This is a genomic window from Brevundimonas vitisensis, assembly GCF_016656965.1.
Lineage (GTDB): Bacteria > Pseudomonadota > Alphaproteobacteria > Caulobacterales > Caulobacteraceae > Brevundimonas > Brevundimonas vitisensis.
The window spans coordinates 1,698,471-1,719,033 of record NZ_CP067977.1; the positions used below are offsets into that span (position 1 = coordinate 1,698,471).

Sequence of the window (20,563 nt, forward strand, 5' to 3'; positions counted from 1 at the left end):
CGATATCGTCCCCGATCCAGGAGCCCGCATGACCCCGATCCGCATGAGCGCCGTCGCCACCGCCTTCGGCCTGGCCCTGGTGGCCGGGCCTGCCGCCGCCCAGGCGACCAATGTGAATCTTGGCCAGTTCGACGGCCGCTGGTTCGAGGTGGTCCGCAGCCACAACGACGTGCAGAAGGACTGCAGCCGGGCCCAGATTGACTTCAACCCCACCAACCGGGCCGACCGCTACGGCATCGTGGTGACCTGCACCCGCCGCGCCGACGGCGTGGTCGAGACCCTGCGGGCCAATGCCCGGGTCACCGACACGACCACCAATGCCAAATTTCGTTTCAGCCTGACCGGTCTGCTCAGCTTCGGCGGCCTGGCGGGCCAGAACTACTGGGTCTGGGACCATGCGCCGGACTACAGCTGGGCCATCATGGGCCTGCCGAACAAGTCGGACTGGTGGATCTGGCACCGCAGCCAGAGCCCGTCCGAAGCCACCCGCACCCAACTGATCGGCCGCGCCCGCGCCCTGGGCTTCAACACCGGCAATGTGGTGCACACGGGCCGGTGATCCCGCTTGATGGCGTATGCGTATTTGACAAACCCGTCAGTTATGCCGCCTCCGCCAGCCTCCCGCCGCTGGCCTCTCGTATGGCCTGATACAGCCTGACCGCTGCATCTTCTGACACGATCTTGGCGAGAACGTTCAGACCGTCGTCGGCCTCATCGCGCTCATAGAGGAAGTAGCCGAGGCCGTTTCCGGGGCGGCCTTCGCCGCTCGCCAGTTCCTCATTCGTCAGTGGGCTGATGCAAAGAGAACGGCGATTCCCGAGAGCCATGCTAAAGTAGTAATCGCTCATAGATTCTCACCCGAGGTTGATAACATGGCTCCGATCCCTCCGCCGAAGCCCCAGAAGTTCCACAAAGACCCGCGCATCTCGGTAAACAAGCTCGCTGAATATCTTGCCACGAATAAGGCCTCAAGGCGAGAGAGAATACTGCGAGATTCCAAGTTTCCGCCAACCTTCCAAGTGATCCGATACGAGCCTACACTGGAGCTTGCAAAGCGCTTCCTTGTTGGGAAAGTGCCGAATACGCAGAGTTTACAGGTCGCGATTTCCGAATACGAAGCGACACTGGTGAATGGCGACTTCGAGGAACGCATGAAGAAGTCGAACGTGGAGGCCATGAAGCTCTTTCTAGGTCTCGCCCCGACGCTCGATTTCCACGAGGCGACCCTGACCATGGGTGAGCACGCTCCCAAAAAGCTCCCGATAGCCGACGTCGCGGTGAGCGTCCGGCCGGATGTGCTGGTAACCATGAGCAAGAAGGGTGCCAAGCAGAGCGGGGCCATAAAGCTCAACATCTCCAAGGGCTCGCCTCACACGAAGGACTCGGCGGAATATGCCGGGGCGCTTCTTCGGCACTACCTCGTCAGTCAGGGTGGCGACGACTGCGACTATCGCTGCTGCTTCACGCTGGACATCTTCTCGAAGAAGCTCGTCGAAGCACCAAAGGCGATCACCAATCGGCTGAAAGATGCCGAGGCTGCGTGCGCTGAAATCGCGCGGCAATGGGACTCAATCAAGGCCGCCTAAAGCGAGGCTTCTCGAACCAGAACCAAGTGCGGAAGATGAACACCAGCCAGCCGCCGACTATAAGCATCACGACGACCTTGGCGGGATCGCGGTCTAGCAGTCGCCACACCACCCAGAAGGCGGGAGCGGCCAGCGCGAGAACATAGAGCCGACCCCACGACGGACGGACCCATCGCCAGATATCAGTTTCCATCCGATGCCGCTTCTGGCTCCGGTGCAGCCTTCTCAGGTTTCGGAGCCCTGACTATCCGCCGAAGGTTGGCCTCAAAGACCTCTTCGTTCTCGTGCGCGCCGATCTCGCGGGCCAGGTCCCGGAATTTGTCAGCCTGGGGCCTCGGCTCGCTCATTGGTAAACCCCCCTTATGCCCGCTTGCTGACGCATCTTCTGGCTTACGTCCCATTGCGCGCCTCCCAGCGATCCCAGCGACACGTTGCTGTTCATCAACCTCGCCACGGTGCGTGTCTTGATGGTGGCAGGCTTGGCGTTCTCGAAGACCACCATAGGGATGACGCCTGTCAGCCCTTGGCGCTCCATTTCTTGCCACAGAACGAACGCCTCAAGGGCCTTTACTTCGGTCGTTCCTGCGTAAATCGCGAGCGTGGCGTCGGGCCCGCGCACCACCACGTCAGCAACGTAGTCGCTGAGGGTCGCCATGGGGGATGCGTCGCGTTCGACGACCGCCATGCCTTGGAAGGTCGCTTCGACGAACTCTTGAAGATCCACTTTGAAGGTGTCCCGCACAACGGTTCGAGACATCATCCTCAGGTCGCCCAAGCGCACCATGAGCGCCATGAATTTGAGGAAGTAAGCGGGCATCTGCTCTTCGGACAGATAGTCCGTGTGGATCAGTATTTCGCTCTCGTCGTAGTGGCATCCATACTCGCTAAGCAGGCGATGAAACTCCGCGCCCCTGACCTCATTGTCGAGCGAGAAACCTTCCTCCTGAAGCTCGGCCATCGTAGCCCCGTCATCCTCAAAACGGTATCGGCTGGAGAAATCGGGATCACGGCGCGCGTATAGCGCCACAGCGTCACCATCTGGGTTGCGGAAGGGGGTGCGGATTGCAAACCCCATCGGAACCTCGCGCATGGCAAGGCCGTCGCAGAATGTTCCGCACACGTCCTTGAGGAGGTTCATAACAGGCTGCCCTTCTGGTCGAAGCCATAACGCTTCGCGGCAATATCGAACGCAGTCGCTTCGGTGACGTTAAATACCGCGCTGGCGTCAATCGCGGTCGGCCTCTTCCTCTTCCCCGCTCGCACCGTGCCAGCGACAACGGAATTTAGGGGCTTTGTAGTAAAATGGCAATGCCAACCGGGTTCTGACGAGTGAAACTCATGCTCGCACAGAACGATCATATCGCCCCCTTCTTCGACGCCTAGCTTAGCGCGAAATATTTCCTTGCTCTCGTTAAGCACAATTTTAACGCGAATACGCCGACCTAGCGCCGTGAACCTTACAATGCGCCAGCTATACGCGCGCCCAAACTTGTAGGCACTCTCCTTCACCTTTGATTGGGGAAAGGCATGACGAGGGATATGGCCGTATTGCCACTTTCCCAAGTCAAAGGCGGATTTTTCCGCCTTGATGATGTCTTTAAGTCGCATGGCCCCTCGCGAAGCGCATAGAGCCTCGCTGAGGGGCACAAGGTCAACCGCGCGTTCGCCAGCGAGCGCCGTGCCACTTGCCGTTAGGCGACGGCTTCGGCCCGCAAGTCAGTTGACCGATAGGTGAGGCGCTTGCCGACGACGCCCAGCACGGCGCGCATGGTGCGTTCCTGATCTTCACAGCCCAGCGCCGAACGGTTGGAATAGCGGAAATCGAACTCTGCCAGATAGCGGTGCAGGTGCTTCTTGGAGCAGTGCTGATAGACGCCTTTCATGCCGCGTTTGAAGATCGAGAAGAAGCCCTCGACCGTGTTGGTGTGGACGCGCGGGTCCAGCTTGAAGACATACTCGCCTTTGCTGTGATTGACGCGCGAGTGGGCGGCGAGCGTCTTGCCAGCGCGGCGATAGAAGGTCGCTTCGTCGGTCATCAGGTGCGCTTCGGTGGCCATGTTGGCCGCGACGATCAGGCCGATCTGGTTGGTGTTGACGTCGTTCATGACGAACGAGCGCGAACGACCCGTGCTGCGTTCGACGAGGCTCAGAACCTTCATCTTGTGCGCGCCGCCCGAAGTGACCGGGGTATTGGGCTCGCGACCGATGTAGGTTTCATCAGCCTCGACCATGCCGCCGTCCATACCGAAGGGCGAGAGGTCGCCAGAGCGCATGGCTTCGCGGATGCGGTGGGCCAGGAACCACGCGGTGTTGTATTGGACCTCAAGGGTGCGCTGGAGCTGGAGGGCCGAAACGCCCTTCTTGCTGCTGCACATCAGATAGATCGCCTGTAGCCACTTATGCAGGGGCAGGTGGCTTTCCTCAAAGATCGTGCCCTTGCGGACGGTGAACTGGCCACGGCAAGCGCCGCACTTCTTCAGGCCATGACGGATCACGCCTTCCGGGTTCTTCTTGGAGGGCTTGGAGCGCACCGCCTTGAGGGCATAGGACCGACCGACAACGCCGCAGTGCGGGCACGAGGCCTCGCCGCCCCAGATGATGCCTTCGACGAACGCGAAAGCGGCGGCTTCATCGTGAAAATAGGGCTTGGACAGAACGGACACGGCGGGTTTCTCCTTACCCGCTCAATATCGCCTAGCTGGATGGGTTTGTCAAATACGGATACGCCCGCTTGATCCGTGAACACAAGCGGAACATAAGTCGAGGATGGCTGCTGCCGTCCATCTGGAACTTGTCTTTTCCCGGCCCGAAACCACCCAGGCGGTGACGCGGGGGGCGGCGCGGCTGTTGCTGGACATGGGCTATGCGCCGCTGATGGAGGTCTGCCTGCCCAATGGGCGCAGGGCCGACGTCATGGCCCTGGGTCCGCGCGGCGACATCGTCATCTGCGAGGTGAAGTCGGGGCTGGACGATTATCGCGTCGACCGGAAATGGGGCGAATACGGCCCCTTCTGCGATGCCTTCTATTTCGCGGTCGCGCCGGAGTTTCCGGTCGACGTCCTGCCGGACCAGCCCGGCCTGATCGTCGCCGACGGGTTCGGCGGGGCGGTTGTGCGCGAAGCCCCGGTTGAGGCCCTGTCCCCCGCCCGCCGCAAGGCGCTGACCATCGCCTTCGGCCGTCTGGGGGCCATGCGGTCGATGCGGCTTTAGGCGCGCCCTAGCGCGGGGCGCGTTTGGCCAGGATGCGTTGCAAGGTGCGGCGGTGCATGCCCAGGCGGCGAGCGGTTTCCGAGACATTGTGGTCGCACAGCTCATAGACGCGCTGGATATGTTCCCAGCGCACCCGGTCGGCGCTCATCGGGTTGTCCGGCGGCTCGGGGGCCTCGCCGGTCATCAGCAGGGCCTTGACCACGTCGTCGGCGTCGGCGGGTTTCTGCAGATAGTCCACGGCCCCGGCCTTGACCGCCGCCACCGCCGTGGCGATCGCGCCATATCCGGTCAGCATCACGATACGGGCGTCCTCGCGCCGCTCGCGCACGGCCTCGACAATCTTCAGGCCGTTGCCGTCCTCCAGCCGCATGTCCAGCACGGCAAAGGCGGGCACGACCGTCTTCAGGGCTTCCAGCGCCTCGGCGATGGAGGCCGCCAGGGTGACCTGGAACCCCCGCGCTTCCAGCGCGCGGCCCAGACGGGTGCGCAGGGCATTGTCGTCGTCCAGCAGCAGCAGCGACCGGTCGGTAAGCGCAGCAATTCGGGCTTCGGTGTCGGGCATCGTCATGGTCTCCTTGGCGATCAAGTCGTCATGTCCCGGGGTAAGGTCAAGGTTCACCCACCCCCCTGCGACACTTCGAGCGCCGGGCGAGGCCAGCGGATGCTGACACGGGCCCCGCGCGGCTGCCCCCTGCCGCCGTCGCCCGTCCCCACGGTGACCTTGCCCCCGGTCCGTTCCAACAGGGTGCGGGCAATGAAAAAGCCCAGGCCCATGCCCCCCTGGCTGGGCGCGATGGGGGTCGGATCAGGGGCCGAGGCGGTCTTGCCCCTGCGCCGAGGTTTGGCGGCCCCGGCGGCGGCGGCGGCGATCTGGGCCGCAAGGGCGCGCCGCGCCTTGCCCTGCGGACGGCTGGTCACATAGGGCTCGCCCAGGCGCGGCAGGATTTCGGACGAAAAGCCGGGCCCGTCGTCCACCACCTCGATCTCGATCCAGCCCGCATCGACCAGTGCGGCCACGCGGACGCGGGATCCGGCGAAATCGGCCGCATTCTCAACGAGGGTGGACAGGCCATGGATGACCTCAGGCAGGCGGCGCACACGGGGAACCGGCTCACCCGACGCCGTCCGGACCCGGGTTTCGAACGCCAGGTCAAAACCTCGATGCGGCTCGACCACCTCGTCCAGCAGGGTCTTCAGCGCGACGTCGGCATAGAGGGCGTCGCCCTCCTCTGGCTCCTGGGACAGACGTTTCAGGATGTCGCGGCAGCGCTCGGCCTGTTGCAGGATCAGGGCGGCGTCCTCGGCTTCCGGCCCGCCCTTGGCCGAGGCGCGCAGCATTTCGCGAGCCACCACCTGGATGGTGGCCAGAGGCGTGCCCAGCTCATGCGCCGCCGCCGCCGCCAGCCCTCCCAGGGCCGCCAGCCTCTGCTCGCGTTGCAGCACATCCTGGGTGGTGGCCAAGGCCAGCTCCAGCTTTTCGGCGTCCGCCGCAACCCGCCAGGCATAGGCGGCGGTGAAGACAACGCCCGTCACCAGGGCCAAGCCGATGCCGAACCGATAGAGCGGCGGCAGGTTCAGGTCTGCGCCCTGGGCCCAGGGCAGCGGCAGAGCCAGATAGAACAGCGCCGCCGTCGCCAGCAGAGCCAACACCCCCAGAGCCACCGCCTGACGTCCCGGCAGGGAGGCCGCCGCCACCGTAACCGGGGCGACCAGCAGCAGGCAGAAGGGATTTTCCAATCCGCCCGTCAGACCCAGAAGCATCGCCAGCTGCAGGATATCGAAGCCCAGATGCGCGGCGGTCTGGCTGCCGTCCGACAGGCCGCCATCGGTACGCTTCATCCGCGCCGTGGCCTGGAGATTCATCAGGACGCTGGCGGCGATCACCGCCAGACAGGGCCACAGCGGCAGATCGAAATGAAGGAAGCCGACCGCCACCACGACCGTCGCGCTCTGACCCGCCACCGCCAGCCATCGCAGGACGATCAGGGTCCGCAGCGACAGACCGCGACCACGGCGGGGCAGATTTCGCCAACCGGCCAGGGGCCCAGGGCCAGGATCCAGCCCGGCACCTTGCGACGATTGCGACGATGGATCGGCTTCATTCGGGATCACACGCCCTCTATAGACCCGTCTGGTCCTTCCTTGTGATGATTTCGGAGATTCGCGATGCCGCGTCGCACCGTCCTGCTGTTCGCGGGAGCCTGTATCGCCATCGCCGCCGCCCTGGCCGTGGTGACCATGGTGGTCGTGACAGGCCGCGAACAGGCCGCTCAGTCCCTGCCGGCGTCCAGCGAGACCGGGCAGCCCATGGTCGGAGGCCCCTTCCAGCTGGTGGACCAGAACGGTCGTACCGTGGATCAGACGATGCTGGAGGGGCGCTGGAGCCTGGTCTTCTTCGGCTTCACCTACTGCCCCGACTTCTGCCCCACCACCTTGGCCACCCTGGCCGCGACCCAGGCGCAGCTGGGGGCCGACGCGGAAAAAATGCAGATCGTCTTCATCAGCGTGGATCCCGAGCGGGACACGCCGCAGGCGCTCAAGGACTATTTGTCATCGGACGGCTTCCCGAAGGGTGTCATCGGCCTGACCGGCACGCCTGAACAGGTGGCCGCAGCCGCCAAAGCCTATCGCGCCTATTTCCAGAAGGTCGGAGAGGGCGACGCCTATACGATGAACCATTCCCTGACGGTCTATCTGATGGGCCCGGACGGTCAGTTCCGAAGCGCAATCGCCCACGACCTGGGCCCCGACCGGTCGGCCGAACTGATCCGCAGGGCCATGGCCAGAGGCTAAGACCCAGCCTGATCTGCCGCCTCAGGTGTCGGCGGTGGGGGACGCCATGCTTTTCATCAGGTCCAGCGCCAGCTTCTGCTTGGCCACGGGAAGCTGCGGGGCCAGCTTGGCGATCTCGATCGTATAACGGGTCGCCGGAAAATCATGATCGAAGCCGCTGCCGGCCTCTTCGGCCATGCCGGGCTGTGTGGTCGCCAGGCCCTCAAAGAAATAGGCCACGTCCACCTTGAAGAAGCGGGCGATGTCCCAGAGTTTCGACGCCGAAATCCGGTTGGAGCCTTTTTCGTACTTCTGGATCTGCTGGAAGGTCAGGCCCAGCGCGCGGCCGAGGTCGCTCTGATTGAAGCCCAGGCTGATCCGTCTCTCACAGACCCTGCGACCGACATGGCGGTCCACCGGATGGGGTCCGTCCTCGCCTTTGCCTCTGGCCATCGTTCGACACGTCCCTTCAATAAGCACAGATTGATGTGCGCCCTCGCACAGCAGCTGTCTGCCAAAAGTTGAAAACTCAGCACATTATCGTCAGGGAGAAGAGCACGACGATTATGGCCGTTTTCGCATGGCGACCCGCAGAATAATCCTGTTCTGGCCGAATGCCAGAGCTTAGGTATTCAGGCGGAAGCGCCAGCCGGGCAGCGCGGTGGCGGCCGCGACCGCCAACACCAGACCCAGCCAGAACAGAGCGTCGCCGAACCGGCCATACAGGGTCACGGCTGCGGGCCTGGGCAGGCGCGCGTCGATGACCCCGCTTTCACCCGCGTCGATCCGTTTGTCCCCCACCACGCGCCCCCAGGGATCGATCATGGCCGACACCCCGGTCGGTGTGGCCCGAGCCAGCGGCAGACCGGTCTCGATCGCGCGATAGGCCGCCAGATTGAGGTGCTGCAGCGGTCCGGACGTCTTCCCGAACCAGGCGTCGTTCGAGACATTGGCGATCCACTCCGGCCGCCCCACGCCGCCCGGTGTGAAACCGGGATAGAGGCTCTCGTAGCAGATCAGCGGCTGGACCCGGGGTGCACCCGGCAGATCGATCGGCGCGGGTCGCGGACCGGCGCTGAAATCGGATGGAACGTGCACCAGGCTGCGGATGCCCAGGACACTCATCAACTGACCTGCCGGCAGATACTCGCCGAAGGGCACCAGCCGATGCTTGTCATAGACGGCCGCAATACGCAGGCCCTGTGCGCCTTCGCTGTGCAGGGCGATCAGGCTGTTGAAATAGCGCGCGCCTTCAGGGGCGGAGGCGTCGTCCTGTCCCCGGCTGAGCCCGGCCAGCAGGGTTTGGCCCGGCTGGAGCGCTCGAGCGATGGCCATGCCTTCTTCAGCGCCCGGCGCGAACACGCGATTGAAGGTATTGGGCAGCGCGCCCTCGGGCCACAGGATGACGTCAGGCACCACCGCGCCGGGTCGGGCCGTCAGATTCACATAGCGGTCGACGATGCCGAAATAGGCTTCGGGCGTCCATTTGGACTGCTGGTCCACATCGGCCTGGACGATCCGGACGACAGTATCGGTGTAGGTCACCTTGGCGCGGTCCAGCCGCACCGTGCCCCCGACGACCAGCGCCAGCAGAGCCAGCCCGCCCGCCACCGCAGCACCGATGCGCGCCTTGCGCGGACCCGGCCCGGCCAGAGGCCCGAACGCCGACGCCGCCACGACGGTATAGAGGCTCAGCCCATAGACACCGGCCACGGCCGCAAACTGTGACGCCGCCGATCCCGCCGCCCAGCCTGCACCGGCCGGATTCCAAGGGAAGCCGGTCAGCACATGGCCACGCACCCACTCCATCAGACAGAAAAGGGCGGCGAACAGCAGGATTCGACGCACGCCGGTCGGGGTGAACCGGCGGTAAAGCGCTGTGGCCACGCCCCAGAACAGCCCCAGACCTGCGGGCAGCAGGCTGGCTGCGAACGGTGCCATCCAGGCTTGATCGGGATTGACGAAGAAGGCCTCGGCCACCCACCAGCAGCCGATGAAGAAATAGGCGAACCCGGCTAGCCATCCGACCCAGAACCCGCCTTTTACGGTTTCCGACCGCTCGGCCAGCAGCATCAGAAGGGGATAGCCGACCAGTCCGGGCAGAAGGCCGAACGGTGGATGAACCAGGGCCGTTGCCACCCCCGCCAACAGGGCAAGAGCAATCCTCAGCAGCCGCCCACCGAGTGCCTTCCGGTCAGGGCGGACATGGGGCTGTGTCAGGATATCATCGGTCATTCTGGAACCTGTAGGGATCCGAAACCCCGATCCCAGCAAGAATCGTGCGCTCCGCAGATTCCATGGCCTCGGCCTCGGCCTCGTCCTCATGGTCGTGACCCAGGATGTGCAGCACGCCGTGGACGACCAGATGGCTCAGATGATCGGCCAGGGTCTTGCCCTGCGCCACCGCCTCGTCACGGCAGGTCTCGAACGCCAGCACCAGATCGCCCCGGTGCGGGAAGGCGCTGTCGGCGGCGGGAAAGGACAGGACATTGGTGGGCCGATCGCGGTCGCGAAAACGAGCATTCAACTCGCGCACAGCAGCGTCGTCCGTGAGCAGGACAACGACATCACCGGCCTCTGTTCCCAAGGCGGCCTGAGCTGCGCGGGTGACGATGTGGTCCACCTGAGCGACAGCCTGGTCCCAGTCGCCTGCCTCGACCTCGATCTCGATCATCGGCGCTCTGGCGCTTCGGTATCGGCGTCATAGGCGCGCACGATCCGTTCGACCATGGCGTGGCGGACGACGTCCTGGGCTTCGAACGCCATGATACCGACCCCCTCGACATCCTTGAGGATCCGCAGAGCGTGAGCCAGGCCGGAATCGCGCGCATTGACCAGATCGATCTGCGACGGGTCGCCGGTCACAACCATCCTGGCACCTTCACCCAGGCGGGTCAGGACCATCTTCATCTGCAGCCGCGTCAGGTTCTGGGCTTCGTCCGCGATGATGAAGGCATGGCTGAGGGTCCGTCCGCGCATGAAGGCGATGGGCGCAGCCTCGATCTCGCCCTTGTCGCGACGGCGGCGCACGTCGTCGGGCCCCAAGATGTCGTTCAATGCCTCCCAGATCGGAGCCAGATAGGGATCGACCTTTTCGTTCAGATCACCAGGAAGGAAGCCCAGCTTCTCGCCCGCCTCCACCGCCGGGCGGGTGATGACCAGCCGATCCACCGCGCCCTTGCGCAGCAGGGACGCTCCATAGGCAGCGGCCAGGAAGGTCTTGCCCGTCCCTGCCGGGCCGACGCCGAACGTCAGCTCGCACCGGGCCAGGGCCTCGACATAGCGGGCCTGGGCATTGGTCTTGGGCACGATGGCCCCGCGTCGCCCGATGGGCAGGGCCATGCCGTCGGCCGCAGCTCCGCCCGAGCGGACGGTGCCCAGGGCCGTGCGGACGTCCGCCTCGTTCAGCTCCGCCCCCTGCGCCGCCCGCTTGGCCAGGGTTTCGATGACCTTGCGCGCACCGGCACGATCCTTGGCCGAGCCATTGATCGACAGCCCGCCGCCGGGAGCCTCGATCAGCACCTTGAAGGCGTTTTCCAACAGGGCGACATGGCGGCTGTGCGGGCCGATGACCGCGCGCGCGACGACGTCGTCCAGGGCCAGGAATTCGGTTTCACGCGACATAGTTTTCGAGGGTCTCTATCGCTCCGCCCGCAGGGCGTCGCCGGATGAGGGACGAACTCCCTGGAGGACCGGACGATCCACACCAGAGGCCGACAGGGTGCCCGAGAGGCTGTTCTGGGCCCCCGACAGGATCTGGACCGGCACGATCCGGCCGATCAGGTGATCGGCGTCCTCGACATGGACCGACTGCAGATAGGGCGAGCGGCCGATGGCCTGACGCCCGTGGCGGCCGACCTTTTCGAACAGGACATCCAGCGTGCGTCCCGCCTGGGCCGCATTGAAGGCCACCTGCTGTTCGGTGAGCAGGGCCTGGAGCGCGTGCAGGCGTGCCCGGCTGACATCGTCCGGCACTTGGGTGCCCATGGTCGAGGCCGGGGTTCCAGGGCGCGGCGAATACATGAAGGAGAAGGCCGAGGCATAACCGACCGTTCGGACCAGATCGAGGGTGTCCTCGAAATCCCGATCCGTCTCGCTCGGAAAGCCGACGATGAAATCGCCCGAGATCGCCATATCCGGACGCGCCTCACGGATGCGGCCGATCAGGTCGATGTATTTGGCGCGACCATGCTTTCTGTTCATCAACCGCAGGATCCGGTCGGAGCCCGACTGAACCGGCAGATGCAGATAGGGCATCAGGGCGTCCAGCTCCGCATGGGCAGCGATCAAATCGTCCGACATGTCGTTGGGGTGACTGGTCGTGTAGCGAATGCGGTCGAGGCCGGGGATGTCCGCCAGGGCCCGCGCCAGCTGCGCCAGGGTCGAAGGCGAACCGTCCGGGCCGATGCCGTCATAGGCATTGACGTTCTGGCCCAGCAGGGTGACTTCGCGCACGCCCTGATCGGCCAGGCGACGCGCCTCGGTGACGATGTCGGCCACCGGCCGCGACCACTCCGCACCGCGGGTATAGGGCACCACGCAGAAGCTGCAGAATTTGTCGCAACCTTCCTGAACCGTCAGGAAGGCCGTGACGCCCGTCGTCACGCGCGGGGCGCTGAGCGCGTCGAACTTCGCATCCGGCGCAAAGTCAGCCCCGATCCGCTCGCCACGTGCCCGCGCCGTGCGGGTCAGCAACTCGGGCAGCTGATGATAGGCCTGCGGGCCGACGACCAGATCCACGGCCGGCTGGCGGCGCATGATCTCTTCGCCTTCAGCCTGGGCCACGCAGCCGGCCACCGCAATGGTCATGGCGCCGTCGCCGGATGCGGCCTTGTCCAGCTTCATCAGCCGCAGCTTGCCCAGTTCCGAATAGACCTTCTCGGCGGCCTTCTCGCGGATGTGGCAGGTGTTCAGAATGACAAAATCAGCCCCTTCAGGCGTATCGGTCGGGGCATAGCCCAGCGGGCGCAGGACATCGGCCATGCGCTCGGAGTCATAGACGTTCATCTGGCACCCGTAGGTCTTGATGAACAGCCGTTTGGTCGCTGGGGTGTCGGCCGTCTCGACCGCAGGGGAAACGAGGGTTTCGGTCATGCGCGGCTGTCTTAGCGCGCAAACCGCCTCATTAAAACTCCCGCCAGCTGTCGCCCGGATCACGGTCGCCCGGATCGATCCGTTGCTGGCCCCAGGCGAAGATCATCAGGAAATTGTGCCGGCGGATGCGGAACTCGCCTGTCATCGGCACCACGGCCCCCAGAGGCGCCCCGGTCTTGGCGTCGTAGAGAAAGCCCGAAAACTCGGCCACCCCGACCCGGTCGCGGCGGCTGTAGATCGACAGCTCGGGCACTGAAACGACGTTGAAGCTGTCGTTGATCGGCACCCGGACCTCGGGGATGCCAAAAACGCGGCGCATCTGCTCGATGGACAGCGCCCCGGCGCGAACCTCGAAGATCACATCGGCGTCGGCGCGGTTGCTGGCCAGGGCATGACCCGCCGCAGACAGGGCTCCGCGAATGGCGCTGACGGCATAGGCGGCGTTTTCGGCCCGGAAATAGGCGTCGTCGACGAAGATGCGCGATGTCTTGGGGACCGGCACGGTCAGGCCTTCGACGGCCTCATCTGCCGCGCGGGCAACCAGCAGCTGTTCCGTGGCCGTGCGCGAAGGATAGGTTTCGGAGGTGGAGGCGCAGGCCGTGGCCAGCAGTCCCATCAGCATCACGGCGGCAACGCGCATGGCTACCAGGTCCCGGTATTGGGCATGGAAATCCAGGGCTCGGCCGGCGACAGAGGCTCGCCCTCCTGCAGCAGTTCGATCGAGATGCCGTCCGGCGAACGGACAAAGGCCATGCGGCCGTCGCGCGGCGGACGGTTGATGACCACGCCACCGTCCATCAGCCGCTGGCAGGCCGCATGGATGTCGTCGACCTTGTAGGCCAGATGACCGAAGTTGCGGCCGCCATCATAGGGTTCGGGATCCCAGTTGAAGGTCAGTTCGACCTCGGGCGACCGTTCAGCCGCAGACCGGTCCAGATCCTTCGGAGCCGCCAGAAACACCAGGGTATAGCGCCCGGCCTCATTTTCCAGACGACGGACCTCCTGAAGTCCCAGCAGGTCCACATAGAACCGCAGGGAGGCGTCCAGGTCGGTCACGCGGACCATGGTGTGCAGATAACGCATGCTCGGGTCCGTCCGGGGAGAGATGGCGGGCAGGGGCGATATAGCCGCTGAAGGGGTCAATAATCAGTCAAATCGCGTAACGCGCGATCATTGGTCCTCGTCGAACCGCCGGGCGATCAGATCCGTCAGCGCCTTGATCGCGGGTTCCGCATCCGGACCGGCGGCGGAAATCTCGATGCCGCAGCCCTTGCCGGCCCCCAGCATCAGCAGCCCCATGATCGAGCGCGCATCCACGGTCACGCCGTCGCGAGTGACGTGGATTTCAGCGTCGAAGCTGGACGCCAGCTTCACGAATTTCGCCGAGGCACGGGCGTGCAGTCCCCGGCTGTTGCAGATGTCGGCGGTCGCCACGATGGGGGACGGGCCCGCGCTCATTTCTCACCTGCCAGCAGCCAGGACGCGACGGAAATGTATTTGCGGCCCGCATCCTGGGCATGGGCGACACAGGTCTCCAGCGGCTCGCGGACCCGGACGCTGGCCAGCTTGATCAGCATGGGCAGGTTCAGCCCGGCAATCACCTCGGCGTGGGTCTGTTCCATCACCGAAATCGCCAGGTTGGAGGGCGTGCCGCCGAACATGTCGGTCAGCAGTATGACGCCGTCGCCATCGTTCACCGCCGCGGCCGCATCGACAATGTCGCGCCGCCGGCGTTCCATATCGTCTTCCGGCCCGATGCAGATGGCCGCGACCCCGCGCTGCGGGCCGACCACATGCTCCATGGCCGCCAGAAATTCGGTGGCCAGGCCCCCGTGGGTGACAATCACCAGCCCGATCATGAAGGCTTCACCAAAGTCAGCGCCCCCCAGCGGCTTGCGTCCGATACGCGCGCAAGCCGCGTCCGATAACCCAAAGCGGAGCCCGGTTAAAGCCGGACGATGGCCGATGTCGCGATTTCGACTGCCGAGGCGGGCCGCGGATCGAGCTGAATGAAGGGCAGGGATATCCCCGCAACGGTCCGGAACTGGGGTTCGGGCAAGCGCTCGGCTGTGATGGACGACAGCTCGATCAGCAGTGCCAGCCGGACCAGACCAAGTGTCGGTGCCGGGACGATGCCCACCCCTCGGGCCTCGATCTGGCCTGCGATACTGTGCGGGACCGTCGCATAGGCCGAGCCGCCGGAGGCCCAGACATGGGTGTAGTCGTCGGCGACCAGCCGCCAGCCACGGGCGATCAACCGCAGGGCCAGGTCGCTTTTGCCCGCCCCGGACGGCCCGGTGATCATAAGGCCGCGCCAACCGTCCAGGCCACGGTAGGCAACGGTGGTGCCATGCAGGGCCTGTGTCGTCATGCGCGCCGTCCCGGCAGGGGCAGGTTGATCTCGAACCGCGCGCCCTGGACCGTGTCGTCTTCGGCCTTGCGATTGACGGCCCAGACCTTGCCGCCATGGGCCTCCACGATCTGACGCACGATCGACAGGCCAAGGCCGGAGTTGGCCCCGAAGGCGGTTCCCTTGGGCCGGGAGGTATAGAATCGCTCGAACACCGTCTCCAGGTTTTCGGACGGGATACCGGGGCCGTCGTCCTCGACCACGATACGCAGTGGCCGGTCCGGATCGGCCGCATCGCGACTGAGCGCCACACGCACCTCACTGTCCGCCGGACTGAACGAACGGGCATTGTCGATCAGATTGCGGACGACCTGACCCAAGGGGCCGTCTCGGCCCAGCACGCGCGTGGCTTCCGCCGGCAGCGGCGCCAATCGCACCGCAGGCTCGCCCGGCTTCAGCGTGGTCTGATAGACGCCCACAATCTCGGTCAGCAATCGGCCCATATCGACCGCCCGGGGCCGGTCGCGCGACAGCTCGGCATCCAGCCGCGAGGCGTTGGAGATATCGGTAATCAGGCGATCCAGTCGGCGTACATCGGCCTGCAGCAGGGCCGTCAGGCGTTCTCTCTGGCTCTTGTCCTTGACCAGATCCAGGGTCTCCAGCGCAGAGCGGATGGAGGTCAGGGGGTTTTTGATCTCGTGGCTGACGTCGGCAGCGAACCGCTCGATCGCATCCATCCGGTCGGACAGGGCCAGGGTCATGGTCTCGAGCGAACGAGCCAGATCGCCGATTTCATCCTTGCGATCTTCAAGGTCGGGCAGAGAGATGGCGCGCGCGCGCTGCATCCGCACCTGATCGGCCGCAGCCGAAAGCCGCATCACCGGCCGCGCCACGAAGACATGCAGCAACAGCGACGAAAAGAGCGAGACAGCCAGGGCCACCAGGGCGAAGGGGACCAGGGCCCGGCGCTGGGCCGACAGGATGGCATCGACATCGCCCGCTTCCAGCGTCAGCACCCCCAGAACCTGGCGGACGTGACGCACCGGGATGGACACCGACACCACCCGCTCGCCCGCCTCCGACAGACGCACGCCGGCCTGGGGCGTGCCGGCCAGGGCCGCCTCGACCTCGGCGGCCAGTTGGGCGCGGGCACGTTCGGACCGGGCAGCCTCCTTGGCCTCGGCTTCCGGCTGGACGGGTTCAGGCGGCGTACCGGCCGGCAGGGCGGGCGGGAGATTGCTGCCGCCGATCGTCTCGGACACGACATAGCTGTCGACCACCAGCACGCCGTCGATGTCGTAAAGGCGGGCGCGCTGACCCTGGGGAATGAAATTGTCCCTCAGCCACTGAGCGGCCGCCAGCCCGTCCAACACCGGAACGGGCTCGCCTTCCGTGATCCCCAGCTCGCCCAGCACATTCGACAGCAGCTCGGCCTGGACGGTCAGGGATTCCTGGCGGGCCTCCACGAGGCCGCGATCCCATTCGTTGAGCGCCAGCGCCCCACCGAACAGGATCATCAGACTGAGCAGGTTCAGCGCCAGGATCAGCCCGCCGAGTCGGGAGCCCCCGAAGCGGAACAGGCGGCCCCGGCGTTTGCCCTCACCCCGAAGGGGCTCGGACGGCGCCGTGGCCTCAGCTTTCGCGGTAACGATATCCGACGCCATACAGGGTCTCGATCGCGTCGAACTCGGGATCGACCACCCGGAACTTCTTTCGCATCCGTTTGACGTGGCTGTCGATGGTCCGATCGTCGACATAGACCTGATCGTCGTAAGCGGCGTCCATCAGATTGTCGCGGCTCTTCACGAAGCCGGGCCGCTGGGCCAGGGCCTGGAGCAGCAGGAACTCGGTCACGGTCAGCTTGACCGCCTTGCCGTCCCAGGTGGACTCGTGACGCGCAGGGTCCATGGTCAGCTTGCCGCGCTTGATGGCCTTGGTCGAGTTGTCGGCCGAGGCTTCGGCCTCACCGCCATCGACACCCGAACGGCGCAGCAGCGCCTTGACCCGCTCGATCAGCAGCCGCTGGCTGAAGGGTTTGGTGATGTAGTCGTCGGCCCCCAGGTTGAAGCCCAGGATTTCGTCGATCTCTTCGTCCTTGGACGTCAGCATGATCACCGGGATCTGGGAGGTCTGGCGCAGGCGGCGCAGCACCTCCATGCCATCCATGCGGGGCATCTTGACGTCCAGGATCGTCAGATCGGGAGGTGACTGTTCCAGCGCCTCCAGGCCGGTGGCCCCGTCATGATAGGCGGTGACCTTGTGGCCATGGCTCTCCAGCGCCAGGGAGACGGAGGCAACGATATTCTCGTCGTCGTCGACCAGGGTGATGTTGGCCAAGGGGCTCTCCTCATTCACGGCCTATCGGAGGCCAGCCGGCTGAACGTACGATGTCCGAACGCGTGACAAGCGTAACCGTTCTTATGGAATCGCGGTCACAATACGACCGCGCACCCATCATCGCCATATGGGGCGTGAAACGCCGTCTTAAAGCCTGTGGTGCCATCCTGCGCGCTTGTACAGCGTTGAAGGCGTCATGGCCGGTCCCGTCCACTACGAAGTCTATATCCGCAAGACGGCTCCCGCGCCCTGGTCCCTGCTGATGGCGACGGAGGACCGGACCGTTGCGACCCAGACCGCCGAAGACATGCTGCGCGACGACCGCGCCGCTGCCGTGCGCGTGACCAAGGAGACCCTGGACACCGCCACCATGGAGTTCACCAGCCTGACCCTGCTGACCAAGGGTGCGCCAGAGATCAAGCGCAAGCGGGTGGTGGCGGACGACCATGTCGGGCCCCAGTGCAATGCACCCGCCGACCTCTATGCCCCCCATGCCCGCGAGCTGATCGGACGGGTGCTGGAAGACTGGCTGGCCCGCCAGGGGGCAACGCCGTTCGAACTGCTGCACCGCCCCGATCTGGCCGAGCGGCTGGAGGCCTCGGGCGTGGAGCTTCAGCATGCGATGCAGAAGGTGGCCATTCCCGAGAGCCAGGCCGTGGGCCAGCCCGTGCACGAGCTGCTTCGCCACTATCAGAAACTGGCGGACCAGACGATCGAGCGGCTGATCGGCGCGGGGCGTCGTCAGGCTTTCCCCAGTCTCGACAATGTGTCGCTGGCCGACCTTGCGCATCGCTTGGTCGGCGTACCCGATCGTGCCTTCGTCATGGGGGGTGTGGTGTCGGGGGCCCTGGCCGGATTGAAGGGGGCTCGTGCGCGTCTGGAGCGGCTGATGGCCCTGGCCGACCGCGCACCGATGGACGGCGCACCCCGCGCCATCGTCATGGTCGCCATAGAGCAGATTCTGTCCGAACTGCTGTCCAGCCGCACCGCCCTGGCCGACATCCTTGGGCCATCCCTGGATCAGGGGGCCAGTCTGGCCGCCGTCGTCCGCATGGTCGCCCCGCGCGAGATCGACGCCATGATCGCCGAGGATACGCGCCTGCGGCTGCAGATCCCGCCCGTTGACGGACCGGCCGTGCGCCTGGGCGCGCGGATGGAGGCAGGCGAGTTCCCGATGCTGGCCTCGGTTCTGGCGCGGATGGTCCTGCGCGAGCTGATGTCGCCGCGCCGTCTGCGGCCTCGCGATGCGGCCGGCGAGATCGAGATTCTGCGGACCCTGGCCCTGGCCCTGACGGCAACGGCGGGGCGTCTCCTGACCCTGGAAGAGGTCCAGACCGCCTTCGCCGAACGGTCCAAGAGCCTGATCACTGCCGACTTCGTCGCCTCCTATGTGGCCGGGTGCGAGACCGTGATGTGCGAGGCCGAGCGTCTGACCCGACTGTGCGAAAACGTCACCGGCACCGGAAACAAGCGTTCGGCCGCGCGCTGGCTGGTCGCCTGCGTCACCTCCCTGCGGTTCGAGACCGAACTGCGTCAGTCGGCACAGCCTGTGCCCCAGCGGCTGATCGTTCTGGCCGGCCTGCAGCGCACCGCAGCCGGAGCCGGGTTGTCGGAAGCCGACTTTGCTCAGGTTTCGGCCGCCATCGGTCATGTCGGCGGCGTCATCGAAGGCGAGAGCCGGATCATCGGCCAGATCGTGCGTGCCGCCGTCCCGGTGCCGCAGAAGCTGCAAGCCCTTCTGCGGCTGGCAGCGGGCGAGACGGCGCCTGTGGGTCCGGTGACCGAGCGTGCGCGCGCCGAAGCGGTTCGTCTGATGCGGGCGCCCGAAACGCGTGCCGCCCTGTCCGCTACGCCGGAAGCGATGGGGCCGCTGAAGCCGCTCATCAAGGCGGCGGGCCTGGCGGCCTAGATTGATTAGACGTTCAACGCCTCTCGCATCTTAACCTCTGAATCACCGTCATTCCGGGGCGCTCGCAGAGCGAACCCGGAACCCAGGAGGGCAGCTAGGGCATTGGAAGGCGCTTCAAAGTCCGCGAGGCGGTCCTGGGTTCCGGGTTCTCGGCTGCGCCAAGCCCCGGAATGACGGAACAAAAGTGATTCAGAGAACCTGCTCGACCCGGGTCACCTCGGGCACATAGTGGCGCATCATCTGCTCGACCCCGGCCTTCAGCGTGGCAGACGAGGACGGGCAGCCGGCACAGGCACCGCGCATCCGCAGCGACAGAACGCCTGACGCCTCGTCGAAGGCATCAAACAGGATGTCGCCGCCATCCTGGGCGACGGCCGGGCGGATCCGGCTATCCAGCAGGGCCTTGATCTCGACGACGATCTCGCTGTCGTCTCCCCCACCGGCGTGGCCGTCCGCAGACCCGGCCGTCCCGCGCATCAGAGGCTCGCCCGAGACGAAATGGTCCATGATGGCCGCCAGGATCGGGGCCTTCATCTGCACCCACTCCGGGCCCTGGGCCACGCGGGTCACCGAGATGTGGTCGGAGCCATAGAAGACGCCCTCCACCCCCTCCAGCTGAAACAGAGTCTCGGCCAGGGCAGACGCAGTGGCTTCGTCGATCGAGCGGAACTCGATGGGCCCCTCGGGCGCGACGTCCCGACCGGGCAGGAATTTCAGGACGTTCGGGTTCGGGGTTGGTTCGGTCTGGATGAACATGGGGCCCAGATGCGCCTTGCAGACCCCAGCTTCAAGACCTCGGGCCTTTCCGTTCGCCACCGGCGGCGAGGGGCCTAGGCCAGATCCTCGATGTCCTTCTCGGTCAGCTCGCCCGGAACGATCGTGACGGGCAGTTTGCGCCCGGTGAAGGCCGCGCCCTGTTTCAGAACGGCTGAGACCAGGGGACCGGGTGCGCGGCCCCCGCCAGCCGAGGCCAGGACCAGGATCTTGATCTCGGGGTCCTCGCCAACGACCTTGCGGATGGCAGCCTGAGGCTCGCCCTGTTCGATCAGGAAAAGCGGCGAAGCTCCCGACCGCTCGGCCGCCTCCTGCCCCAGCCGCTGCAGCAGGGCTTCGGCCTCGGTGCGCAGTTCACGTTCGATGTCGTCACGGGCTCCGGACCAGTGAGCATCCAGTCCGCGAGGAATGACCCGCAGCAGGGCCACCCGCCCGCCGGTCGATCGCGCCCGCCGCGCCGCGTAGCGCAGCGCCGCCTCGAACTCGGGACTGTCGTCCGCGATCACCAGGAACTTACGCGGCATGGGCGGG

Annotated in this window: 26 protein-coding genes; 5 read left to right on the top strand and 21 right to left on the bottom strand. The window is 65.6% G+C overall.

What is annotated here, in order from left to right; translation table 11 throughout:
- The first annotated feature begins 28 nt into the window (after positions 1 to 28).
- Positions 29 to 559 carry a lipocalin family protein gene (locus tag JIP62_RS08590; protein WP_201101789.1) on the top strand — a complete coding sequence of 177 codons (531 nt, stop codon included), beginning with the start codon at positions 29 to 31 and terminating at the stop codon, positions 557 to 559.
- 40 nt (positions 560 to 599) lie between these two features.
- Here JIP62_RS08590 and JIP62_RS08595 read toward each other — a convergent pair whose 3' ends face one another.
- Entirely contained in the window at positions 600 to 848 is a 249-nt protein-coding gene (locus JIP62_RS08595; RefSeq protein ID WP_201101790.1) for a hypothetical protein, read from the bottom strand.
- Positions 849 to 872: 24 nt separating this feature from the next.
- Between JIP62_RS08595 and JIP62_RS08600 the strand changes: the two genes are divergently transcribed.
- On the top strand, positions 873 to 1,586 hold the full coding sequence (locus tag JIP62_RS08600; RefSeq protein WP_201101791.1) for a hypothetical protein: 714 nt from the start codon (positions 873 to 875) through the stop codon (positions 1,584 to 1,586).
- On the opposite strand, the gene JIP62_RS08605 is transcribed toward JIP62_RS08600, so the two are convergent.
- The 4 genes from JIP62_RS08605 to JIP62_RS08620 form a co-directional block, all read right to left on the bottom strand.
- Complete coding sequence (locus tag JIP62_RS08605) at positions 1,573 to 1,779, bottom strand: hypothetical protein (RefSeq protein ID WP_201101792.1); 207 nt, start codon at positions 1,777 to 1,779, stop codon at positions 1,573 to 1,575. The two genes, JIP62_RS08600 and JIP62_RS08605, sit on opposite strands and share 14 nt — an antisense overlap.
- 150 nt (positions 1,780 to 1,929) lie before the next feature.
- Positions 1,930 to 2,724 (bottom strand): DUF1828 domain-containing protein, encoded by a 795-nt coding sequence (locus tag JIP62_RS08610; protein WP_201101793.1) that lies wholly within the window; start codon positions 2,722 to 2,724, stop codon positions 1,930 to 1,932.
- The gene (locus JIP62_RS08615; protein ID WP_201101794.1) at positions 2,721 to 3,194 is read right to left on the bottom strand and encodes a hypothetical protein; all 474 of its coding nucleotides are present in this window, start codon (positions 3,192 to 3,194) and stop codon (positions 2,721 to 2,723) included. The genes JIP62_RS08610 and JIP62_RS08615 overlap by 4 nt, the downstream gene beginning before the upstream one ends.
- Positions 3,195 to 3,277: 83 nt before the next feature.
- Entirely contained in the window at positions 3,278 to 4,249 is a 972-nt protein-coding gene (locus JIP62_RS08620; protein ID WP_201101795.1) for an IS1595 family transposase, read from the bottom strand.
- 103 nt (positions 4,250 to 4,352) lie between these two features.
- On the opposite strand from JIP62_RS08620, the gene mmcB reads away from it, so the two are divergent.
- A complete protein-coding gene (mmcB, locus tag JIP62_RS08625) occupies positions 4,353 to 4,796 on the top strand; it encodes a DNA repair putative endonuclease MmcB (RefSeq protein WP_201101796.1) in 444 nt (147 codons plus the stop codon).
- A gap of 7 nt (positions 4,797 to 4,803) precedes the next feature.
- Here mmcB and JIP62_RS08630 read toward each other — a convergent pair whose 3' ends face one another.
- Complete coding sequence (locus JIP62_RS08630; RefSeq protein ID WP_201101797.1) at positions 4,804 to 5,358, bottom strand: ActR/PrrA/RegA family redox response regulator transcription factor; 555 nt, start codon at positions 5,356 to 5,358, stop codon at positions 4,804 to 4,806.
- 53 nt (positions 5,359 to 5,411) lie between these two features.
- Positions 5,412 to 6,908: an ActS/PrrB/RegB family redox-sensitive histidine kinase gene (locus JIP62_RS08635; RefSeq protein ID WP_230974699.1), complete on the bottom strand. Its 1,497-nt coding sequence runs from the start codon at positions 6,906 to 6,908 to the stop codon at positions 5,412 to 5,414.
- A gap of 54 nt (positions 6,909 to 6,962) precedes the next feature.
- Here JIP62_RS08635 and JIP62_RS08640 point away from each other — a divergent pair, with 54 nt between their 5' ends.
- The gene (locus JIP62_RS08640; RefSeq protein ID WP_201101798.1) at positions 6,963 to 7,589 is read left to right on the top strand and encodes an SCO family protein; all 627 of its coding nucleotides are present in this window, start codon (positions 6,963 to 6,965) and stop codon (positions 7,587 to 7,589) included.
- Between the two features lie 21 nt (positions 7,590 to 7,610).
- Here the strand turns inward: JIP62_RS08640 and JIP62_RS08645 are convergent, their stop codons facing one another.
- The 12 genes from JIP62_RS08645 to JIP62_RS08700 form a co-directional block, all read right to left on the bottom strand.
- Positions 7,611 to 8,021 carry a helix-turn-helix domain-containing protein gene (locus JIP62_RS08645; RefSeq protein WP_201101799.1) on the bottom strand — a complete coding sequence of 137 codons (411 nt, stop codon included), beginning with the start codon at positions 8,019 to 8,021 and terminating at the stop codon, positions 7,611 to 7,613.
- A gap of 171 nt (positions 8,022 to 8,192) precedes the next feature.
- A complete protein-coding gene (gene lnt, locus JIP62_RS08650; RefSeq protein ID WP_201101800.1) occupies positions 8,193 to 9,803 on the bottom strand; it encodes an apolipoprotein N-acyltransferase in 1,611 nt (536 codons plus the stop codon).
- On the bottom strand, positions 9,793 to 10,242 hold the full coding sequence (gene ybeY / locus JIP62_RS08655; protein ID WP_201101801.1) for an rRNA maturation RNase YbeY: 450 nt from the start codon (positions 10,240 to 10,242) through the stop codon (positions 9,793 to 9,795). Before ybeY ends, lnt begins: the two co-directional genes overlap by 11 nt.
- A complete protein-coding gene (locus tag JIP62_RS08660) occupies positions 10,239 to 11,192 on the bottom strand; it encodes a PhoH family protein (protein WP_201101802.1) in 954 nt (317 codons plus the stop codon). Before JIP62_RS08660 ends, ybeY begins: the two co-directional genes overlap by 4 nt.
- 15 nt (positions 11,193 to 11,207) lie before the next feature.
- A complete protein-coding gene (gene miaB, locus JIP62_RS08665; protein ID WP_201101803.1) occupies positions 11,208 to 12,662 on the bottom strand; it encodes a tRNA (N6-isopentenyl adenosine(37)-C2)-methylthiotransferase MiaB in 1,455 nt (484 codons plus the stop codon).
- A 31-nt stretch (positions 12,663 to 12,693) separates the two neighbouring features.
- Positions 12,694 to 13,302, bottom strand: a complete 609-nt coding sequence (locus JIP62_RS08670; RefSeq protein WP_201101804.1) for a DUF6655 family protein — start codon at positions 13,300 to 13,302, stop codon at positions 12,694 to 12,696.
- Between the two features lie 2 nt (positions 13,303 to 13,304).
- A complete protein-coding gene (locus JIP62_RS08675; RefSeq protein ID WP_201101805.1) occupies positions 13,305 to 13,745 on the bottom strand; it encodes a VOC family protein in 441 nt (146 codons plus the stop codon).
- Between the two features lie 87 nt (positions 13,746 to 13,832).
- A complete protein-coding gene (locus JIP62_RS08680; protein WP_201101806.1) occupies positions 13,833 to 14,120 on the bottom strand; it encodes an HPr family phosphocarrier protein in 288 nt (95 codons plus the stop codon).
- Positions 14,117 to 14,521: a PTS sugar transporter subunit IIA gene (locus JIP62_RS08685; RefSeq protein ID WP_201101807.1), complete on the bottom strand. Its 405-nt coding sequence runs from the start codon at positions 14,519 to 14,521 to the stop codon at positions 14,117 to 14,119. Before JIP62_RS08685 ends, JIP62_RS08680 begins: the two co-directional genes overlap by 4 nt.
- Before the next feature lie 86 nt (positions 14,522 to 14,607).
- The gene (locus JIP62_RS08690; protein ID WP_201101808.1) at positions 14,608 to 15,033 is read right to left on the bottom strand and encodes an HPr kinase/phosphorylase; all 426 of its coding nucleotides are present in this window, start codon (positions 15,031 to 15,033) and stop codon (positions 14,608 to 14,610) included.
- Positions 15,030 to 16,676: a sensor histidine kinase gene (locus JIP62_RS08695; RefSeq protein WP_201101809.1), complete on the bottom strand. Its 1,647-nt coding sequence runs from the start codon at positions 16,674 to 16,676 to the stop codon at positions 15,030 to 15,032. The genes JIP62_RS08690 and JIP62_RS08695 overlap by 4 nt, the downstream gene beginning before the upstream one ends.
- Complete coding sequence (locus tag JIP62_RS08700; protein WP_201101810.1) at positions 16,645 to 17,349, bottom strand: response regulator transcription factor; 705 nt, start codon at positions 17,347 to 17,349, stop codon at positions 16,645 to 16,647. The genes JIP62_RS08695 and JIP62_RS08700 overlap by 32 nt, the downstream gene beginning before the upstream one ends.
- A 196-nt stretch (positions 17,350 to 17,545) precedes the next feature.
- Here JIP62_RS08700 and JIP62_RS08705 point away from each other — a divergent pair, with 196 nt between their 5' ends.
- Complete coding sequence (locus JIP62_RS08705; RefSeq protein ID WP_201101811.1) at positions 17,546 to 19,258, top strand: hypothetical protein; 1,713 nt, start codon at positions 17,546 to 17,548, stop codon at positions 19,256 to 19,258.
- Between the two features lie 189 nt (positions 19,259 to 19,447).
- On the opposite strand, the gene JIP62_RS08710 is transcribed toward JIP62_RS08705, so the two are convergent.
- Both JIP62_RS08710 and JIP62_RS08715 read right to left on the bottom strand, forming a co-directional pair.
- Positions 19,448 to 20,014, bottom strand: coding sequence for a NifU family protein (locus JIP62_RS08710; protein ID WP_201101812.1), 567 nt, complete (start codon positions 20,012 to 20,014; stop codon positions 19,448 to 19,450).
- Between the two features lie 74 nt (positions 20,015 to 20,088).
- Positions 20,089 to 20,556, bottom strand: coding sequence for a universal stress protein (locus tag JIP62_RS08715; protein ID WP_201101813.1), 468 nt, complete (start codon positions 20,554 to 20,556; stop codon positions 20,089 to 20,091).
- Positions 20,557 to 20,563: the final 7 nt, after the last annotated feature.

Coding starts and splice junctions, on each gene's coding strand:
- JIP62_RS08590 (WP_201101789.1), top strand. CDS start 29: ATGACCCCGATCCGCATGAGCGCCGTCGCCACCGCCTTCGGCCTGGCC.
- JIP62_RS08690 (WP_201101808.1), bottom strand. CDS start 15,033: ATGACGACACAGGCCCTGCATGGCACCACCGTTGCCTACCGTGGCCTG.
- JIP62_RS08615 (WP_201101794.1), bottom strand. CDS start 3,194: ATGCGACTTAAAGACATCATCAAGGCGGAAAAATCCGCCTTTGACTTG.
- JIP62_RS08675 (WP_201101805.1), bottom strand. CDS start 13,745: ATGCGTTATCTGCACACCATGGTCCGCGTGACCGACCTGGACGCCTCC.
- JIP62_RS08600 (WP_201101791.1), top strand. CDS start 873: ATGGCTCCGATCCCTCCGCCGAAGCCCCAGAAGTTCCACAAAGACCCG.
- ybeY (WP_201101801.1), bottom strand. CDS start 10,242: ATGATCGAGATCGAGGTCGAGGCAGGCGACTGGGACCAGGCTGTCGCT.
- JIP62_RS08605 (WP_201101792.1), bottom strand. CDS start 1,779: ATGGAAACTGATATCTGGCGATGGGTCCGTCCGTCGTGGGGTCGGCTC.
- JIP62_RS08680 (WP_201101806.1), bottom strand. CDS start 14,120: ATGAGCGCGGGCCCGTCCCCCATCGTGGCGACCGCCGACATCTGCAAC.
- JIP62_RS08640 (WP_201101798.1), top strand. CDS start 6,963: ATGCCGCGTCGCACCGTCCTGCTGTTCGCGGGAGCCTGTATCGCCATC.
- JIP62_RS08645 (WP_201101799.1), bottom strand. CDS start 8,021: ATGGCCAGAGGCAAAGGCGAGGACGGACCCCATCCGGTGGACCGCCAT.
- lnt (WP_201101800.1), bottom strand. CDS start 9,803: ATGACCGATGATATCCTGACACAGCCCCATGTCCGCCCTGACCGGAAG.
- JIP62_RS08715 (WP_201101813.1), bottom strand. CDS start 20,556: ATGCCGCGTAAGTTCCTGGTGATCGCGGACGACAGTCCCGAGTTCGAG.
- JIP62_RS08705 (WP_201101811.1), top strand. CDS start 17,546: ATGGCCGGTCCCGTCCACTACGAAGTCTATATCCGCAAGACGGCTCCC.
- JIP62_RS08685 (WP_201101807.1), bottom strand. CDS start 14,521: ATGATCGGGCTGGTGATTGTCACCCACGGGGGCCTGGCCACCGAATTT.
- JIP62_RS08660 (WP_201101802.1), bottom strand. CDS start 11,192: ATGTCGCGTGAAACCGAATTCCTGGCCCTGGACGACGTCGTCGCGCGC.
- miaB (WP_201101803.1), bottom strand. CDS start 12,662: ATGACCGAAACCCTCGTTTCCCCTGCGGTCGAGACGGCCGACACCCCA.
- JIP62_RS08630 (WP_201101797.1), bottom strand. CDS start 5,358: ATGCCCGACACCGAAGCCCGAATTGCTGCGCTTACCGACCGGTCGCTG.
- JIP62_RS08710 (WP_201101812.1), bottom strand. CDS start 20,014: ATGTTCATCCAGACCGAACCAACCCCGAACCCGAACGTCCTGAAATTC.
- JIP62_RS08695 (WP_201101809.1), bottom strand. CDS start 16,676: ATGGCGTCGGATATCGTTACCGCGAAAGCTGAGGCCACGGCGCCGTCC.
- JIP62_RS08670 (WP_201101804.1), bottom strand. CDS start 13,302: ATGCGCGTTGCCGCCGTGATGCTGATGGGACTGCTGGCCACGGCCTGC.
- mmcB (WP_201101796.1), top strand. CDS start 4,353: ATGGCTGCTGCCGTCCATCTGGAACTTGTCTTTTCCCGGCCCGAAACC.
- JIP62_RS08595 (WP_201101790.1), bottom strand. CDS start 848: ATGAGCGATTACTACTTTAGCATGGCTCTCGGGAATCGCCGTTCTCTT.
- JIP62_RS08610 (WP_201101793.1), bottom strand. CDS start 2,724: ATGAACCTCCTCAAGGACGTGTGCGGAACATTCTGCGACGGCCTTGCC.